We start from the raw sequence: 16,682 nt of genomic DNA, 5'->3' as shown, positions 1-16,682 counted from the left end.
GTGGCCGCCGAGCTGAACGGCCGCCCACGCAAAACGCTCGGCTGGGAAACCCCAGCCGAGCGCCTGCATAAACTGCTCGCGGCCTGATCAACACGACCACGTGTTGCAACGACCCCTAGAAAGCGCCCTCCCGCGGCGGGGCCTTTTCATGCCCGGCGACGTCTCACACATGTCTCACAGCCTGGGTGTGAGACGGCGGCCGGTTCGTCGCTGACCTGGCTTTTCTGGACGCCTATGGCCGGTGATTTGCCTGGACGGCCGGAAAATACCGCATGTGCCATGTGGTACCCAGCGAGGGGCCGAGAATGAGGACCGGGGCGTCTTCCGGGCCGTCGAAGCGGTATTGCAGGGTGTTCGTCGGTGTCTCACTCACGCCCTGCACGCTCTCACATCTCACGATCTCTCACATGCCCGGGTCCGAACGCGTGCAAGCCGTCCCATGTCGTGGCAGCTGCGCGAAGATTCTCCACGTCGGCTTCACGGAGCACTTCTCATCGGGCCGGCCGCACAGGGGGCCTGTTCGCGCACCAGCTGATCACGGGCAGGGCGCGTGGATCGACGGTCCTGCCGTTGTCGGGGCGACCGGAAAGGCCGTACGGCTCGACGAGCATGGAGGTGCAGGCGTCCTGCCTCCCGGTGCTCTGAGGTGGATGCGGATGCGGTACGGCAAGCATCGCCGCCAGTGCGGCGGCCAGCACGATCAACGCATTCCTGATGCAGGTGATGAACACGGCGTCTCCGTGGCGATTCAGGCCGACTGCGGCACGAGTCCGCGCCGTTCCAGAAGCGGTCGAAGCGTGCGAATCGCGTAGTGACTGCGGGATTTCACCGTGCCCACGGGCACCCCGATGTGCGTCGCGGCCTGGGCGGCCGTCCGGTCCTTGAAGTACAGCTCCACCAGCACCTCCCTGTGGTGCGCCGGCAGGGCCGCCATGACCCTCACGACATCGCAGGCCCGCAGTACGTCGTCGTAGGGATCCGCGGGATGGGCGCCGGGGTGCGCCGGCTCCTCGCCGCCGACCTCCTGGGCGCGGCGGGACAGCATCCGGTGCTGGTCGATGGTCAGGCGCCGTGCCACGGTCTGCAGCCAGGGCAGTGCGCTGTCCACGCCTCGCGCGAACGCCTCGGGGTGCTGCCAGGCGCGCAGGAAGGTCTCCTGGACGATGTCCTCGGCTCTGCCGGGATCGCCGGTCAGTCCGGCGACGACACGCAACAGCCGCTGCGCGTACAGCCGGTGCAGCTGCGCGAGCGACTCGCGGTCGAGGGTGGCGCTTGGGGCGGCCATGGAGACTCCCTGGTCTTGTGCTCGTGATCGACCGGAAGAGTGGCGGCCGTCGCCAAGAAGGCACCAAGGATCCGCCAAGGCGCGAACGTGCGGTCCTTGGCGGCCGACGACCGGGGAGCGCAGGCAGCGCGCGTCATCGTGGGGAACGTCGGCCGCGGGGCGAGCGGTTCGATGCGGTCACCAGGGGTGGCACAAGGACTTATTCCGGCATGGCGGACCTAGCGGGCATCCGGCTTGCGCGGAGCCGAGGCACTCGGGCTGACTGTCCGTGTGAACGAGAACAGCCCGCTGCGCATCGCACTCCTCGGCCCCTTGGAGCTGCGTGACGACGCGGGACGCATGGTCGACGTGGCGGGTCCGCAACGCAAGGCCGTGCTGGCATTGCTCTCGCTGGAGCTCGGCAGAATCGTTCCGCTGGAGCGGTTCAGCGAGCTTCTCTGGGGTGAACGGCTTCCCGAACACACGAAGCCGGCCCTCCAGGGGCATATCGCGGCCCTGCGCAAGGCCTTGTCCCGTTCCCCCCTCACGATCACCACCCATCCTTCGGGGTACCGGCTCACGGGCGACCCCGCAACGGTGGACAGCCAGGTCTTCGACGCCCTGGTACGCAGCGCCGAGGCGGGGCCCCGCGTCCATGACGAGCACGCCACGACGAGGCTCCGCGACGCCCTCGAGCTGTGGCGCGGCCCCGCCCTCGGCGGGCTGCCCGACACACCCCTGCGGGACTCGCTGGCCGCCCGTCTCGACGAGTCCCGCCTGCGCGCCGTCGAACTGTGGGCCGAACAGGCCATGCAGACCGGCCCCTTGCCGACCGAGGCCATCGGCGAGCTGACGGTCGACGCACGCCGGCATCCGCTGCGCGAGCGCCTGCACGAACTGCTGATGCTGGCGCTCTACCGCGCCGGCCGACAGGCCGACGCACTGGCCGTGTACGCCGACCTCATGCGCCGGCTCCGGGAAGAGCTCGGTATATCTCCCGGCCCGGCCGTCAACGAGCTTCATCAGCGCATCCTGCGGGCCGACGCCCGGCTCGGCGGCGGCCCGGCCCAGTACCCGGCCCTGCCGGTCCCCTCCCAGCTGCCCGCCGATGTCATGCACTACGTCGGCCGGCGCCCCGAGATCGCCCGCCTCACCACCGCCCTCACGTCGGGCTCCATGACCTGCGCGGTCGTCGCCGCCACGACCGGCATGGGCGGACTGGGCAAGTCGGCCTTCACCGTCCATGTGGGTCACCTGGTACGCGGTCATTTCCCCGACGGCCAGTTGTTCGCCCGGCTGTCCGGCTCGCAGACGGCCCCGGCCGAACCGAGCAACGTGCTCGACACCCTCCTGCGGGCCCTCGGGGCACCCACGGATGCCATCCCCTTCCCCCTCGAGGAACGCGCCGCCCTCTACCGCTCCCTGCTGGCCGAGCGCCGGGTGCTGGTGGTCCTGGACGACGCCCGTGACACCGCGCAGCTCCAGCATCTGCTGCCCGGCTCCGCCGGCTGCGCGGCCCTGGTCACCAGCCGCAACCGGCTCGCCGACCTCGAAGCCGGTGTCCGTGTGCACCTCGACGTGCTCTCGCCGGAGGAGTCACGGGAGTTGCTGTGCAACCAGATCGGCGAGGCCCGGATGCGGGCGGAGCCGGAGGCCGCGACGGCCCTCGTGGAGGCGTGCGGCCAGCTGCCCCTGGCGCTGCGGATCGTCGGAGCCAGACTCGCCACCAGGCCGTCCTGGCCCCTCGCGGCCGTGGTCGAGCAACTGACGGACGAGGCAAGCTTTCTGAGTCAGCTGGCGACCCCCAACCAGGGTGTGGAGGCGAGCTTTCGGCTCGGGTACGAGCAGCTCAGCTGCGACGAGGCCCGGGCCTTCCGACTGCTCGCCCACCCCGACGGACCGTATCTGACCGCGCGCTGGGCCGCGGTGGCCCTGGAGATTCCCGAAGCCGACACCCGGTCGGTCCTGGAACGGCTCGTCGACCTCAGCCTGCTGGAGTCACCGGCACCGGACACCTACCGGTATCACGACCTGCTGCGGGCCTTCGCCCGCAAGGTCTGCCGGGAGACGGACCCGGAGCAGGTGCGCTCGTCCCTCCTACGGCGTCTCACCGGGTACTTTCTGGCGACCGCACGCAACGCGTACCGTATCGCCCGGCCCGGGCACCCGATCGCCGAACAGCTCAGCGTCACCGACAGCGCCGGTTTCCCGGTGGAGTCCCGCCGCCAGGCGCGCCGACTGCTCAGTGCCTCGATCGAGCCGGTACTCGCGGTCGCCGAGCAGGCCTCCGCGGTGGACGGCTGTCTTCCCCTGGCGGTGGACCTCGTCCTGGCCCTGGATCCGCTCCTGGAGGAGACGCACCAGTGGGACCGGATCATCCAGCCCGCGCACAAGTTGCTCGCCGAGGCACGCGTCCGTCGGGACGACCGCAGCCAAGCACGGATGGGCTACATGCTCGGCGGCGCGCTCATGCAGATCAGCCGGCTCGACGAGGCCGAACACGTGCTGGGCGGTGCCGAGCGGGCCGCCGCGGCCGCCGACGACACGGTCGTGCAGGCGGAGATCGTCATCTGTCGTGGGATAGCCGCCGCCTACCAGGGCGACAAGGAGACCGCGGAGGCGTTCTACCGGCGGGCCGTCGAACTGGGGCGCGCGCACCACAGCCGCTGGACCGTGGCCAACGCGCAGTGCTCCCTCATGGTGAATCTCCACCAGGATCGACCCGATGAAGCCCTCGTGGCCGGCCGTGCGGCCCTGGAGGCGTTCGAGGAACTCGGCGATCCCCTCGGCACGTGCGCCGCCCTGCGCGGCCTCGCCATCATCGCCCGAGTCCAGGGCGAGCTGGAGAAGGCGCTGGGTCTGCACGCCGAGAGCCACCGGCTCGCCGTGGCGCACAATCTCCCCTTCTTGGAAATCACCAACCGGATCGCGGAGTCCGACTGCCGTTTCGCCCTCGGCCAGACGCAGGAAGCCATCGACATCCTGGAACAGGCGATCGCCGACAGCCGACGGCTGCGCGCGTCGCGCGCGGAAGCGGCGGCCGCGAGACGGCTTGCCGGTGCTCTGGAGCGGAGCGGGCAGTCCTCACACCTCATTCCTTGACGGTGTCCGCCGGCCGGGACGTCGCCATCGGAGCAGCCGCACGCCTCAGGCGTCGCCCGGTGTCCCCAGCCCGGTCAGCGCCCCCACCGGATCCAGGTCCGGGGTGCCCCTGGGCCACCAGTCGTCCTGACCGGGTTCCGATTCGTAGGCGTACCACAAGCCGTCGCGGCCCAGGCGGAGTTGAACGTGGCCGTGGGGATGGGTGAGGCGGTTGCGCCAGGGGCGGAACGCCGGGAGGTCGGCAGCCAGGAGCAACGGCCGGGCCCGGTCGAAACGGCCCGCAGGCGGGTCCCAGGGCTCCTCCAGGACGGCGAGCCCGTCGAGCCCGCCCTGCCGCCAGGCGGCGACCGAGCGCGCCAGCTCGGCCGGGGTCCGGCCGGCGGCGGAGGCGAGCGAGGAGTAGAGGGCGCGGGTGCCCGCGGTCAGGCCGGAGCCGGGGCGGGCCGCCGCGAGACGCACCGCGTCCTGCCACAGCGTCAGCTCGCCGACGGGGTCACGTCCGGTGCCGAGCAGCGCATGCGCGCGAGCGGCGGCGTCCGTCGCCAGCTGGTCCAGGGCGAAGGGGTCGGGGCCGCCCGGGGACGCCGGATACACCGGGGGCTGCTCCGGGTGCGGGGGCATCGGCAACGGGGGTGGGAGGGGCGGGAGTTCGCGCCCGGCGAGGGCATCGGCCGCGCGTACGCCGGGCAGGGGCGCGGGTCCTTGTTCCTGCGCGGCGCGGGCCGCCCGCGCGGCATTGCGGCGGGAGAGCGCGTCCAGCAGCTCGCGCTCGCCGCGGCCGCGCAGCAGAAGCAGCACGAAGGGGTCGGCGTCGAGCAGGCGTGCCGTCTGGTAGCAGAGGGCGGCGGCGTGCTTGCAGGGGTGGCCGGAGTCGGGGCAGCTGCAGCGCGGTTCGAGGTCGCCGGGTCCGGGCAGGAGCGGGACTCCGCAGTCGGCGAGGGACTGCGGCAGCTCCTTGTCGAGCAGGGCGGCGATATGGCCGGGCCGGTCGGCAGCCGCGTCCAGGAACCGCTCCCAGTCGGTCTCGGCCAGCGCACGCAGCCGTACCTGCACGCGGTACGGGCGCGGGCGGCTGCCCTGCACATAGGCGAGGAGGAGGCCGGGCGTCACGGTGATGGCGTCCACGTGTCCCTGCGCCGCGTACCCGCGTCCGCGCGCCAGCCGCTTCACATCCAGCGCGCCCTGCTCCAGCGCGTCCACCCAGGCGTTGCCCCACCAGGTCTCGGCGAACCCGGTGCCCTCGGGCGACGTGCGCGGAGGGAAGGCGGGGAAGGTCCGGCGGAGTTCGCCGTCGCGGTGGGGGGTGGCCATCGTGCGGGGGACGGGTGGGGACGCCTCGGCGGCGGGGGCCGGGGTCGGCTTGTCGGGGAGCGAGTCGCCGCCGGCGGGCCGCCGGGAGGCCCCGGTGGAGGGCGCCGGCCTGCTGTCCTGGCCGAGCTCGTCGCGGTCGGGGCGGGCGGCCGGCGTGCCGTGGTCGTCCGCCATCCGCTCCGGGTCGTCCGCCGCCGACGGCATCCGGAACCCGCTCGCGAGCAGCTGTCGTACGTCACGCGCCACTCGGGCACGGTCGACGTGACCGGCCGCACCGCTTCGGGTCCACGCGGAGGCCGACGGCGCGGGGCGGGGAGGGGTGGGCGGTCGACGTGGCGCGTCGGCTGCCGCTGCCCCGTCGAGCGCCGCGGTCTGTGCCGCCTCCTTGCGGGCGGCGCGCAGCGCCTCACGGGCGACATCGCCGGGCCGCCCGGGGTGAGCAGGGGGCCGGCCGCCGCCGGCTTCTTCCGCGGCGGCTTGCGCAGTCTCGCCCGGGACGCGACCGGCCGTGGAGCCGACGCCGTCATCGGCGTCCGCCCCCGAGCCACGCCGGGCGGAGATCGCCTGCCGAAGCGCCGACCGCGCCACGTCACCGGGCCGCGCCTCATCGCCGACGGCAGGCGTTTTGGGCGTCCCGGCCCTGTCGTCGGCCGAGCCCCCCGGCAGCTGCGCCCCGCTCGCGGTCGTGGTCGTTTCCTCGGGCGTCTCTTCCGCTCCCGCGGCAGTGCCCTCCCGCAGCACGCTCGCCCGGTCGCGGGCCTCTCGCAGTGCCCGACGTGCCACGTCACCGGGACGGGGCTGTCCGCTCGCCGACGTCACGACGACCTCCGCAGCGACACCAGGTCGGACAGCTCCCGGTCCGTCAGTTCCGTGAGCGCGGACTCGCCGGAGCCGAGGATCGCGTCGGCCAGGGCGCGCTTCGACTCCAGCATCTGGGCGATGCGGTCCTCGACGGTGCCCTCGGTGACGAGACGGTGGACCTGGACCGGCTGGGTCTGGCCGATGCGGTAGGCGCGGTCGGTGGCCTGCTCCTCGACGGCCGGGTTCCACCAGCGGTCGAAGTGGACGACATGGCCCGCGCGGGTGAGGTTCAGTCCGGTGCCCGCGGCCTTCAGGGACAGGATCAGCACCGGGGTCCGCCCGCTCTGGAAGCGGTCCACCATGTGTTCGCGCTCCGGGACCGGTGTGCCGCCGTGCAGGAGGTCGACGGGGACGGCCCGGGCGGAGAGGTGGGAGGCGATGAGGCGGGCCATCCCGACGTACTGGGTGAAGACGAGCGCCGAGCCGTCCTCGGCCAGCAGGGTGTCCAGCAGCTCGTCGAGCAGGGCGAGTTTGCCGGAGCGGGCGGACAGGCCGTCGCCGTGCGCCTCCTCCTTCAGATACAGCGCGGGGTGGTCGCAGATCTGCTTGAGCGCGCCGAGCAGCTTCAGCACCAGGCCCCGGCGGGCCATGCCCTCCGCTGTCTCGATGGCCAGCAGCGACTCGCGCACCACCGCCTCGTACAGCGCGGCCTGTTCCCGGGTGAGGGGGACCGGGTGGTCCGTCTCCGTCTTGGGCGGCAGCTCCGGGACGATGCCGGGGTCGGACTTCTTGCGGCGCAGCAGGAAGGGGCGCACCAGGCGGGCCAGACGGGCGACCGCCTCGCTGTTCTCGTCGGCCGCGGCGTTCTCCACGGCGCGCGCGTGCCGGGCGCGGAAGGACTTCAGGGGTCCGAGGAGTCCGGGGGTCGTCCAGTCGAGCAGGGCCCACAGTTCGGAGAGGTTGTTCTCCACCGGGGTGCCGGTGAGGGCCACCCGCGCGGGGGACGGGATGGTGCGCAGCGCCTTGGCCGTCGCCGAGTACGGGTTCTTGACGTGCTGTGCCTCGTCCGCGACCACCATGCCCCAGGGCCGCTCGGCCAGTTGCGCGGCGGTCGAGCGCATGGTCCCGTACGTCGTGAGGACGAATCCGCCGTCCAGGCCGTCCAGGGTGCGCTCCGGGCCGTGGAAGCGGCGGACGGGGACGCCGGGGGCGAAGCGGGCGATCTCCCGCTGCCAGTTGCCGAGCAGGGACGCCGGACAGACCACCAGCGTCGGCTCGCTGCGGGCCCGCTTCAGGTGCAGGGCGATGACCGTGATCGTCTTGCCGAGGCCCATGTCGTCGGCGAGACAGCCGCCCAGGCCGAGGGAGGTCATGAGGTCGAGCCAGGCCAGTCCCCTGAGCTGGTAATCGCGCAGAGTGGCGTGCAGACCGGCGGGCGGTTCGGCGGGCCGGAGCCCGGCCGTCAGGCGGTCGCGCAGGTCGGCCAGGGCGCCGACCGGTACCGCCGCCACGCTCTCGCCGTCGACCTCCGCGCTGCCGGTGAGCGCGACGGAGAGCGCGTCGACCGGGTCGAGCAGGCCCAGTTCGCGCTTGCGGGCCTTGCGGACGAGGGCCGGGTCGACGAGCACCCAGCGGTCCCGCAGCCGGACGACCGGACGGTGGGCCTCGGCGAGCTCGTCCATCTCGGCCTCGGTGAGCGGATCGCCGGCGAGGGCCAGCTGCCAGCGGAACTGGAGCAGTTCCTCGCTCTCGAAGAAGCCGGTGCCGTCGGTCGCCGAGCCCGGCGCGGCCCTTACCACCGCGGCCGCGCTCAGGTCCTGTGCCAGGTCCCTGGGCCAGTGCACGGCGACCCCGGCCGCGGCGAGCCGGGTGGCCGCCGCGCCCAGCAGTTCGCCGAGCTCCTCCTCGGACAGGGCCAGGACGTCGGGCACGTCCTGCTCGGAGAGCCGGTCCAGCGGCGCCCACACGCGGGCGGCGCGGCGCACGGCCAGGGCCGCGTCCACGCGCGCGCGGGGCCCGAACGCCGCGTCGGCGTCGCCCGCCCACAGGGCCGCCGCGTCGGCCACGAGGGTGGGGTCGGCCAGGCTGTGCACCTGGACGATCGCCGCGCCCGCGCCACGCGCCCCGGTGCCGCCGGGGGCGGCGTCGAACAGGTGGTACGCGGAGAGGTCCAGACGGAGCGAGATCCGCACGCCCGCGTCCATCCCGGCGGCGACCTCCGCGGCCCACTCGTGGGCCTGGGGCAGGTGCTGGGGGTCGCGGGCGGCGAAGGGCCTGCCGGAGGTGTACGGCGCGGCCGGGGTGCGGGGCAGGGTGTCGGCGACCGCGTCCAGGAAGGAGCGCATCAGCGCTTCCGGCTCGGGCAGTCGCAGCGGGCCGGGGCCGGGCAGCGGCACGGCGTGTCCCTCGGCGGGCAGGGCCGCCGCCACGGCGCGCAGATGGGCGATGTCGTCGGGCTCCAGGGGGCCGGCGCGCCAGGCGTCGTGCCCGGTCGGGGTCAGGCCGGGGAGCAGCCGGCCGCGGGCGGCGAGCCGCAGCGCGTGCAGGGCGGCCGCGCCCCAGCAGGCCGTGGCCGGGTGGGCGGCGGGGTCGCGCCGGGCCCGCACGAGCACCGGGAGCGCCTCGTCGAGCGGCAGGGACAGCGTGGGCACCTTCCGGCGGCGCACGCCCGCTCCGTGCCGTCGTACGACGGTCAGTTCCTCGCCGTCGGCGGGCGGCGCTCCCGCGTCGGCGGCCAGTGGTCCCCCGTCGGGGTCCCAGAAGGCGACGCGGCCCTCGCGGGGCAGGGGGGCGGGCAGATAGACGGCCGCGAGACGCACCGGGACCGGCTCCCGCTGTGTCCCGGTCCCCCGCGCGCTCGCTGCCACCGCGGCCGTGCCGCCCATAGGTCCTGCCACCTCCCGCCCCTGTGTCGGATCAGACGTCCTCGACTGTACGGGCGGGGTCTGACATTCGGCTCCGGCGGCCGTGGGAGCCCACCCGTCAGGGCACCGTGCGCGAGACGACGTACACCATCGGGAAGTTCGGATCGGCCAGGTTCACGATCACGTCCTGGGTCGGAGCCGGGTTCTTCTGCTTGTGGGCCATGCCCCACCACGGGCCGGGGCCGGTGAAGTTCCAGCCGGTGATCTTCTGGTCGCGGGCGCCAATTGCGATGTCGTCCTTCTTCAGGTCGTTCCGGTCGACGCCCATGCTCTCGAGGAAGGTGTCCAGTCCGGCACTGTTGGTGCGGAACTGGACGTAGAGACGGCTGGTCTTCCAGTTGTTCGTCTCGTAGTAGGCGATCTCGTCGGCGGGGTGCGGGACCGGCACCTGGTACAGCCGGCGCTGCACCCTCGACGGCCAGCCCGCGGTGAGGCCGGTCGCCGAGTACTTCTGTTCCTTGTCCTTGCCGCTGTTGCGGCTCTGGTTGGCGGAGATCACCAGGTAGCCCGCCGGGACCCCGATGAGCAGCACGATGATCAGCAGGGTGAGCGCCCGGCGCCGGGCCTTGTGGCGCGGGTCCTCGGGCGGGCGGTGCGGTTCGTCCGGCGGCGTGGCCTGGCGGGGCAGGGAGGCGGTCATGCGGTGTCCTGGGTACGGCGGGCGGCCGCGTACCGCTCGTAGCGTTCGTAGCGCTCCACCCTGCGCCGCTTGGCGCGCCGGAACCGGCGGGCGACCAGGCGGGCGAGGTCGGCGGCGCCGACCATGCCGGCCTCGGGGCCGAGCTGGGCGCGGGTGATCCGGGCCTCGGGGCGGTAGCCGCGGCCGGTGAGGTGGCGTTTGAAGGCCTCCCGCGCGGGGCCGATCAGCAGGTCGTCGGCCGCGCTGACGCCGCCGCCGATGACGAAGCAGGACGGGTCGAGGGCGGCCGCGAGGTTGGCGATGCCGACGCCGAGCCACTGGCCGATGTCCTGGAGCAGCTCGATGCACATGGCGTCGCCCTCGCGGGCCAGCTCGGTGATCATCGGGCCGGTGATGTCGGCGATGTTGCCCTTGACGTGCTCGATGATCCCGTACGCCACCGGCGAGTCGGCGACGGCCAGCTCCTTGGCCTCGCGGACCAGGGCGTTGCCGGAGCTGTACTGCTCCCAGCAGCCGCGGTTGCCGCACGGGCAGCGGTGGCCGCCGGGCACGACCTGCATATGACCGAATTCACCCGCCACGCCGTACTTGCCGCGCTTGACCTGGCCGTCCTCCAGGATCGCGCCGCCGATGCCGGTGCCCAGCGTGATCATGACCAGGTGGTCCTCGCCGCGCCCCGCGCCGAACCGCCACTCCGCCCAGGCGGCCGTGTTGGCGTCGTTGTCCACGAGGACGGGCACCGACAGGCGCCCGGAGAGCCGGTCGCGCAGCGGTTCGTTGCGCCATGACAGGTGGGGCGCGAACAGCACGCGGTTGCGGTCGGCGTCGACCCAGCCGGCCGCGCCGATGCCGACGGCATGCACGTCGTGGCGGTCGGAGAGGTCCAGGACCAGTTCGACGATGGTGTCCTCGACGACCTTCGGACTCTTCGACTTGTCCGGGGTCTCGGTACGGACCTTCTCCAGGATGTTGCCTTCGGCGTCCACAACGCCCGCCATGACCTTGGTGCCGCCGATGTCGATGCCCACGGTGGGGACTCGGGGTGCGGTCAGCAGAGAGCGGCGTTCCCGGGTACCCACGGTGCGCAGCACCGGGGCCCGGCGGGAGCCGATGGGGGCGGTGAGGTCGCGGTAGGTGCTCATCGGGGCCGATTCTGCCTCACCGTCGCCCTGAGTGCCGTACGAGGGAGAGACGGCCTGCGAGCCTGCCTGCGTCGCATTGTCCGGACATTGCGACGAATGCTGTCATCGGCCGGGCGGCCGTCAGGAGCGTACGAGCAGCTGGAACTCGAAGGAGTAGCGCGAGGGGCGGTAGGTGTGATCGCCGAACTCGACCGCGCGGCCGGTGTCGTCGAAGGTGGTGCGCTGCATGGTGAGCAGCGGGGCGCCCTCCTCCTCGGCGAGCCGCTCGGCCTCGGGGGCCGTGGCGCCGCGGGCGCCGATGGACTGCCGGGCGCTGTGCAGGGTGATGCCGGCGGAGCGCATCAGCCGGTACAGGCCGGTGGCCTCCAGCTGCGGGGTGTTCAGGTCGAGCAGACCGGGCGGCAGATGGTTGATCAGGTACGCCATCGGCTCCCCGTGCGCCAGCCGCAGCCGCTCGATGCGGTGCACGTCGCTGCCCTCGGCGACACCGAGCGCGGCCGCGACCTCGGCGGAGGCCGGAACGACGGTGTTGACCAGGACCTTGGTCGCGGGGCGCTGACCGGCCGCCTCCAGGTCGTCGTAGAGGCTGCTGAGCTCCAGCGGGCGCTTGACCTGGCTGTGCACGACCTGCGTGCCGACCCCGCGACGGCGCACGAGGAGGCCCTTGTCGACGAGGGACTGGATGGCCTGGCGGACCGTGGGCCGGGACAGGCCGAGCCGGGCGGCGAGCTCGATCTCATTGCCCAGGAGGCTGCCGGGAGTGAGGTCTCCGTGCTCGATCGCGGCCTCCAGCTGCTGGGACAGCTGGAAGTACAGGGGCACCGGCGAGCTCCGGTCCACGGTGAGGTCGAGCGACACGGTCGGGTCCACTTCTGGTTTCGGCACGGGCCGAGCGTAGCTCCGTGAATGGTTGACGGGAAGTTGTGTAGTTTGATTGTCCGGACATACGCATTGACAGCGCGCGGTGTCGGCCCTCACTTTGTTTCCATGCGCATCGGGGTCATCGGCACGGGCCGCATCGGAGCCATTCATGCGAACACGCTCAGCCGCCATCGCGATGTCGGGTCGCTGATCCTCACGGACCGGGATCCGGCGCGGGCCCAGGCCCTCGCGCACCGTCTGGGAGAGACGGCTGCGCCGGGTGTGGACGAGATCTTCAAGTGGGGTGTCGACGCGGTGGTGATCACCACGGCGACCTCGGCGCACGCCGAACTGATCGGTCGGGCAGCACGCTCCGGTCTCCCGGTCTTCTGCGAGAAGCCCATAGCCCTCGACCTGCCGGGGACGCTCCAGGCGCTCGGCGAGGTCGACGCGGCCGGGACGGTTCTGCAGATGGGCTTCCAGCGGCGCTTCGACGCGGGCTACATGGGCGCGCGGGAAGCGGTGCGCTCGGGGCGGCTCGGGCGGCTGCACACGGTCCGGGCGATGACCTCCGACCAGTCCCCTCCCCCGGTCGAGTGGCTGCCGCTGTCCGGCGGGCTGTTCCGGGACACCCTGATCCATGATTTCGACGTGCTGCGCTGGGTGACGGGGCGCGAGATCGTCGATGTGTACGCGACCGGTTCGGACGCCGGGCCCACGATGTTCCGCGAGGCGGGGGACGTCGACACGGCCGCGGCCGTCCTCACCCTGGACGACGGCACCCTGGCCACGGCGACGGCGACCCGGCTGAACGGGGCGGGCTACGACGTCCGGATGGAGCTCGCCGGGGAACGGGACACCGTGGTGGTGGGGCTGGACGACCGCACGCCGGTCGCCTCGACCGAGCCGACCGGGCCGCCCGCCGCGGACAAGCCGTGGACAGGGTTTCTGGAGCGCTTCGGCCCCGCGTACGAGGCCGAACTGTGCGCCTTCGTGGACGTGCTGCACGGCAGCCGGGCCAACCCCTGCGACGGACGCGAGGCCCTGCAGGCCCTGCGGGTCGCCGAGGCGTGCGAACGGTCCCGCCGGGAGCGCAGACCCGTGCGCCTGGTGGAGATCCCCGGCGGCGCCGCGTCCGCGCTCGGGTGAGGGCCGCACGCGGGGAACGTCCGCCCCGCCGGGCCGCGACCCCTACCAGCGCACGGGCAGGCTTTGCACCCCGCGCATCAGCATCCCCGGCAGCCAGTCGCCGGGTGGGCCGTCCAGGGTGAGCGCGGGGGCGCGGTCCAGGAGGGAGCGGATGGCCGTCAGGGCCTCCAGGCGGGCCAGGGGTGCGCCCAGGCAGTGGTGGATGCCGTGGCCGAAGGCGAGGTGGCCGCGGTTGTCGCGGCGGATGTCGAAGCGGTCGGGGTCGGGATAGCGGGCCGCGTCCCGGTCGGCGGCACCGAGACCGACCAGCACGGCGTCGCCCTGCGCGATGGGCGTCCCGGCGATCTCCAGCGGCTCCGCGGCGAATCGGTACGTCCCGTTCTCCACCGGCCCCTCGTACCGCAGAGCCTCCTCGATCGCCGCGGCGAGAAGCGTCATGTCGGCGCGCAGGGCGGCGAGTTGGTCGGGGTGCTCGAGCAGGGCAAGAACGGTGCCGGCGATCAGGTTGACCGTGGTCTCGTGACCCGCGATCAGCAGGACGAAGGCCATGCCGCGCAGTTCCCGGGGGGAGAGCCGGTCGCCGTCCTCGGCGGTGGTGCGGATCAGGTCGCTGAGCAGATCGCCGCTCGGTCCGGCGCGCCGCTTGTCGTCGATCAGCTCGGTGAGGTAGTCGGCGAGCCGGACGAAGGCGTCGTACTCGCTCTGTGCGCTGGTCGGCGCGACCGCCTCGGTGGACAGCTTCCGGAACTCCGTGCGGTCGATCTCGGGGACGCCGAGCAGTTCGCAGATGACGGTGATCGGCAGCGGGTAGGCGAGGGCCTCCACCAGGTCGGCGCGGCCGTGCGGCAGCATCGCGTCCAGCAGCCGGTCGGTGATCTCCTGGATTCTCGGCCGCAGCTCCTCCACCCGGCGCATGGTGAACGCGCGCGTGATGAGCCCGCGCAGCCGCGTGTGCTGCGGCGGGTCGGCGACCAGCAGATACTTGCCGATCAGCTCCTCGTCGAGGAAGGTCACTCCGATCCTGCTGCCGTCCTTGGACAGCCGGGGGTCGGCCAGGGCCGCGCGCGCCTCCTCGTACCCCACGACGATCCAGGTCTCTTGGTGCTGGTCGGGTGCCGGGAGCCGGACGCGGTGCACGGGTCCCCGCTCCCGCAGGCGCGCGTAGACCGGATGCGGGTCCCTGCGGAACCCGTCCCCGAAATCACCCAGGTCGATCACTTGGCCCATGGTCTCCCCATCTCGGACGTCCCCCGAAGTCCTCCGGGCGGGTCCCGGTGCACCGACAACGCGCGGCCGGCCCGACTAGTGCCCGGCGTGCTCGTCGGTGGGCCCCTCGTTTCCTTCCTCTCCCTCTTCCAGCAGCCCCGCGTCGTAGGTCAACAGGGCGATCTGCACACGGTTGTTGAGGCCGAGCTTGGCCAGGATGCGGGACACGTGGGTCTTGACGGTGGCGACGCTCATGAAGAGTCCGGCGGCGATCTGGGCGTTGGCGAGGCCGCGGCCGACCGCGACGGCGACCTCCCGTTCGCGGTCGTTGAGGACGGCGAGCCGCTCCCGCGCGCGGGCCCGCCGGGTGTCGGCGGGGGTGCCGGCCGCGTGCTCCATCAACTGGCGGGTGACGGTGGGCGACAGGACGGGGTCGCCGGCCGCGACCCTCCGCACTGCCTCGACGATCTCGGCGGGCGGGGTGTCCTTCAGGACGAATCCGGCCGCACCCGCGCGCAGGGCACGCAGTACCTGCTCGTCGGCATGGAAGGTGGTGAGGACGACGACCTGCGGGGCCTCCTTGCGGCCGCGCAGCCGCTCGGTGGCCGTGAGCCCGTCCACCGACGGCATGCGGATGTCCATCAGCACGACGTCCGGCCGGGTGCGGTCGACGACCGCCTCGACCTCGCTGCCGTCGGCGGCCTCCCCGACGATCTCGATGTCGTCGGCTCCGCCCAGCATGAAGGACAGGCCCGCCCGCACCAGGGGATCGTCGTCGACGAGGAGCAGTCTGATCGCAGTCATGGGCCTTACGTAATCACGGTTGCTGGACGGCGAATCACGGTCGTACGGCACCGGACGGCGGCGTTCGTGCCGGCCCGCGCGCGGAGCGCGCGCCACGGCGTCACGCCGCGCCCCACGGCAGCCGGCCCCGCACCTCGAAGCCGCCGTCCGCCGTCGGGCCGTGCTCCAGCCGGCCCCCGGCCAGCGTCGCGCGCTCGGTCAGGCCGATGAGTCCCTGGCCGGAGCCGGGGACCGGCCGGGGCACGGACGCGGGGGCGGGGTTGTGTACCGAGACGGCCAGGCCGTCGCCGGGGGCGCCCGTGACGGTCACCGTGACCTCGGCGCCGGGGGCGTGCTTACGGGCGTTGGTCAGTGCCTCCTGGGCGATGCGGTACGCGGTGCGGCCCACGGAGGCGGGGACGCCGGCGGGGTCGGTGACGCGGTTGTCGAGGCCGACCTTCATGCCGGCCTCGCGGGACTCGGCGATCAGGGCGTCCAGCGCGGCGAGCGTCGGCTGGGGGCGGCCGGTGTCGTCGGATTCGCCCGCCCGCAGCACGCCGATGATCTCCCGCAGGTCCTGGAGTGCCTCGTGCGCGCTCTCCCGGATCACACCGGCGGCCCTGGCGATCTCCTCCCGGGGCGCGTCCGGCCGGAACTCCAGGGCTCCCGCGTGCACGCTCAGCAGGGTGAGCCGGTGGGCGAGCACATCGTGCATCTCGCGGGCGATGGCCTCACGGGCGAGACGCTGTGCCTGCTCGGCGCGCAGCCGCGCCTCCGTCTCGGCGCGCCGGGCACGGTCGCGCAGGCTCAGCATGAGCTGCCGTTTGGAGCGGACGAACAGGCCCCAGCTGATGACCGAGACGGTCATCAACGTGGTGAACGTGACGACGGCCGCGTACGGCAGGTCGGGGTCGGGGCGCAGCCAGTAGAAGCCCGGCATCAGCGCGAGGCCGATCCCGCCGACCCAGGCCACGTACCGGAAGGGGCGGTGCACGGCGAGCGTGAACAGGGTGACCAGAGCGGCGCCGCCCGAGGTGTTCGACACGAAACCGACGGGGATCATGGCGACGGCGAGCCCGACCGGCCACCGGCGGCGCAGCCAGATCGCGGCACAGGCGAGCACGCCGAGCAGTTGGTCCACGACGGCCAGCGCATGCGGGGTGTGCGGGTCGTGCCGGAGGGTGTCCGCGGCGGCCAGGCCGAGGGCGACGGCGAGCAGGAAGCAGGAGAAGTCGACGACCCAGTCGCGCGCGGTGCGCCGCGGCTGCCGTCCCAAGGCCCCGGCGTCCGGGTCGAGTTCGTGCACCACGGCGGACGGGAACAGCCATCGGCGTCCCACGAACTCCTGCGGCGCCTGCGCCTGCTCGTCACCACTCACGGCCGACAAATCTACGCAGCGCGAGCCCGCGCGGTCTCCCCGCGCACGGGATCGCCGACCAAAGTCGCGACACCGTGGACTTTCGGTGATCCGCCCCGGCGCCAGGACCGTCTTCCGGCGG

Annotated in this window: 12 protein-coding genes; 2 read left to right on the top strand and 10 right to left on the bottom strand. The window is 73.1% G+C overall.

Annotated elements, in window-relative coordinates; genetic code table 11:
• Nucleotides 1-491: 491 nt before the first annotated feature.
• Nucleotides 492-731, bottom strand: a complete 240-nt coding sequence (locus Q8A52_RS17850; protein WP_316753231.1) for a hypothetical protein — start codon at nucleotides 729-731, stop codon at nucleotides 492-494.
• A gap of 17 nt (nucleotides 732-748) precedes the next feature.
• The gene (locus Q8A52_RS17845; RefSeq protein ID WP_316753229.1) at nucleotides 749-1,285 is read right to left on the bottom strand and encodes a sigma-70 family RNA polymerase sigma factor; all 537 of its coding nucleotides are present in this window, start codon (nucleotides 1,283-1,285) and stop codon (nucleotides 749-751) included.
• 270 nt (nucleotides 1,286-1,555) lie between these two features.
• On the opposite strand from Q8A52_RS17845, the gene Q8A52_RS17840 reads away from it, so the two are divergent.
• Nucleotides 1,556-4,366, top strand: coding sequence for an AfsR/SARP family transcriptional regulator (locus tag Q8A52_RS17840; RefSeq protein ID WP_316753227.1), 2,811 nt, complete (start codon nucleotides 1,556-1,558; stop codon nucleotides 4,364-4,366).
• A gap of 45 nt (nucleotides 4,367-4,411) precedes the next feature.
• Here the strand turns inward: Q8A52_RS17840 and Q8A52_RS17835 are convergent, their stop codons facing one another.
• The 5 genes from Q8A52_RS17835 to Q8A52_RS17815 all read right to left on the bottom strand — a co-directional run bounded on the left by Q8A52_RS17835 (nucleotide 4,412) and on the right by Q8A52_RS17815 (nucleotide 12,042).
• Entirely contained in the window at nucleotides 4,412-6,496 is a 2,085-nt protein-coding gene (locus tag Q8A52_RS17835) for an SWIM zinc finger family protein (RefSeq protein WP_316753225.1), read from the bottom strand.
• Nucleotides 6,493-9,363, bottom strand: coding sequence for a DEAD/DEAH box helicase (locus tag Q8A52_RS17830; RefSeq protein WP_316753223.1), 2,871 nt, complete (start codon nucleotides 9,361-9,363; stop codon nucleotides 6,493-6,495). Before Q8A52_RS17830 ends, Q8A52_RS17835 begins: the two co-directional genes overlap by 4 nt.
• A 97-nt stretch (nucleotides 9,364-9,460) precedes the next feature.
• Nucleotides 9,461-10,042: a sugar kinase gene (locus tag Q8A52_RS17825; protein ID WP_316753221.1), complete on the bottom strand. Its 582-nt coding sequence runs from the start codon at nucleotides 10,040-10,042 to the stop codon at nucleotides 9,461-9,463.
• Nucleotides 10,039-11,184 carry an ROK family glucokinase gene (locus Q8A52_RS17820; protein WP_316753219.1) on the bottom strand — a complete coding sequence of 382 codons (1,146 nt, stop codon included), beginning with the start codon at nucleotides 11,182-11,184 and terminating at the stop codon, nucleotides 10,039-10,041. The genes Q8A52_RS17825 and Q8A52_RS17820 overlap by 4 nt, the downstream gene beginning before the upstream one ends.
• 120 nt (nucleotides 11,185-11,304) lie before the next feature.
• Nucleotides 11,305-12,042 carry a GntR family transcriptional regulator gene (locus Q8A52_RS17815; RefSeq protein ID WP_316753248.1) on the bottom strand — a complete coding sequence of 246 codons (738 nt, stop codon included), beginning with the start codon at nucleotides 12,040-12,042 and terminating at the stop codon, nucleotides 11,305-11,307.
• Between the two features lie 129 nt (nucleotides 12,043-12,171).
• Between Q8A52_RS17815 and Q8A52_RS17810 the strand changes: the two genes are divergently transcribed.
• Nucleotides 12,172-13,194 carry a Gfo/Idh/MocA family protein gene (locus tag Q8A52_RS17810; protein WP_316753217.1) on the top strand — a complete coding sequence of 341 codons (1,023 nt, stop codon included), beginning with the start codon at nucleotides 12,172-12,174 and terminating at the stop codon, nucleotides 13,192-13,194.
• 42 nt (nucleotides 13,195-13,236) lie between these two features.
• Here Q8A52_RS17810 and Q8A52_RS17805 read toward each other — a convergent pair whose 3' ends face one another.
• From Q8A52_RS17805 to Q8A52_RS17795, 3 genes are all read right to left on the bottom strand, one after another.
• Complete coding sequence (locus Q8A52_RS17805) at nucleotides 13,237-14,421, bottom strand: cytochrome P450 family protein (RefSeq protein ID WP_316753215.1); 1,185 nt, start codon at nucleotides 14,419-14,421, stop codon at nucleotides 13,237-13,239.
• Between the two features lie 75 nt (nucleotides 14,422-14,496).
• On the bottom strand, nucleotides 14,497-15,204 hold the full coding sequence (locus Q8A52_RS17800) for a response regulator transcription factor (protein ID WP_316753213.1): 708 nt from the start codon (nucleotides 15,202-15,204) through the stop codon (nucleotides 14,497-14,499).
• A 100-nt stretch (nucleotides 15,205-15,304) separates the two neighbouring features.
• The gene (locus tag Q8A52_RS17795) at nucleotides 15,305-16,561 is read right to left on the bottom strand and encodes a sensor histidine kinase (protein WP_316753211.1); all 1,257 of its coding nucleotides are present in this window, start codon (nucleotides 16,559-16,561) and stop codon (nucleotides 15,305-15,307) included.
• Nucleotides 16,562-16,682: the final 121 nt, after the last annotated feature.

It is taken from the genome of Streptomyces herbicida (assembly GCF_032656585.1).
Taxonomy (GTDB): domain Bacteria; phylum Actinomycetota; class Actinomycetes; order Streptomycetales; family Streptomycetaceae; genus Streptomyces; species Streptomyces herbicida.
This window is presented reverse-complemented; position numbering and strand designations above follow the sequence as displayed.